The organism is Microvirga tunisiensis, assembly GCF_009296175.1.
GTDB classification, from domain to species: domain Bacteria; phylum Pseudomonadota; class Alphaproteobacteria; order Rhizobiales; family Beijerinckiaceae; genus Microvirga; species Microvirga tunisiensis.
Genome location: NZ_VOSK01000890.1, coordinates 1 through 852 on the forward strand (window position 1 = coordinate 1; position 852 = coordinate 852).

General features: G+C 54.2%; 2 protein-coding genes. Both read left to right on the forward strand.

What is annotated here, in order from left to right; translation table 11 throughout:
* Positions 1-302, forward strand: a 302-nt coding sequence (locus FS320_RS49530; RefSeq protein WP_342211981.1) for a uracil-DNA glycosylase family protein, incomplete at its 5' end; no start/stop codon positions are given.
* A gap of 151 nt (positions 303-453) precedes the next feature.
* Positions 454-657, forward strand: a complete 204-nt coding sequence (locus FS320_RS44350; RefSeq protein WP_152718773.1) for a hypothetical protein — start codon at positions 454-456, stop codon at positions 655-657.
* The last annotated feature ends 195 nt before the right edge of the window (positions 658-852 follow it).

Below are 852 nucleotides of genomic sequence, written 5' to 3' on the forward strand. Positions count from 1 at the left end.
GCTCATTGCGTGTTGTCATGCTCACCTGCCTCATCATCGCCCCCGCAGCTCGCCAGAGCTCGGGAGCAAATCAGATGAGGCAACGATCCAAAATCAGGGAGCAATTCAGGCGATGCAATGCGCATCTGGGCGACGATTACAAGGACGGCCTGACAGAGACTGTCCGGCGCTGGCGGGACCTTCTTGGAAACCCGCAGAAACCGCGCATCCTGCCGCTACCTCACCCATCCTGGCGCAACAACGGCTGGCTCAAGAAAAATCCCTGGTTCGAAGCCGAATTGTTGCCCGTGCTGCAAGCTTAAATTCACACTCTGCTCCGACAGGATAAATAACCCCAAAATAAAACCCAAATGTAGGTTAGTTTTGTCCATAATCATTATTATATAAAAGCGCACAAATATTTTGGAACGATAAATCTTATGGGCAGTTATCAAGATACAGTTTAGGTAATTCATGCCACAAATTCAAGACGATCATATTTTTGCAGGGCGCAACATGCGGGAGGTCCAAGCCAAGTGGGATCGCCTGTCCATGTCAGACCTCGCGCAGATCAAGACGAAAGCGGCTCTGATCGCCCGCGTGCAGGAACAGTACGGACTAGATCGCGAAGTGGCAGCTCAGGACGTCGAGATCTGGAATTCGGACCGGCACTTCTGATCGATCCGGCTCGCGGCCCGCCACAGGGGCGAACGCCCGTCGTGCACCGGGTCCTGCGCGGACATCATGGAGATACTGTCGGCGAATTCCCTGTTGGCTATTCAGCAAGAGGAGGATGGCATGAGTCTTCATCCCGAGCCGATTGGTGAGATCCCGGCCGAGACCGTGCGAGTTGCCCGGGCAGCTTTCCCTAAG

What these genes read in the sequence shown, in the direction of transcription:
- FS320_RS44350 (WP_152718773.1), top strand. Translation starts at nt 454, where the DNA reads ATGCCACAAATTCAAGACGATCATATTTTTGCAGGGCGCAACATGCGG.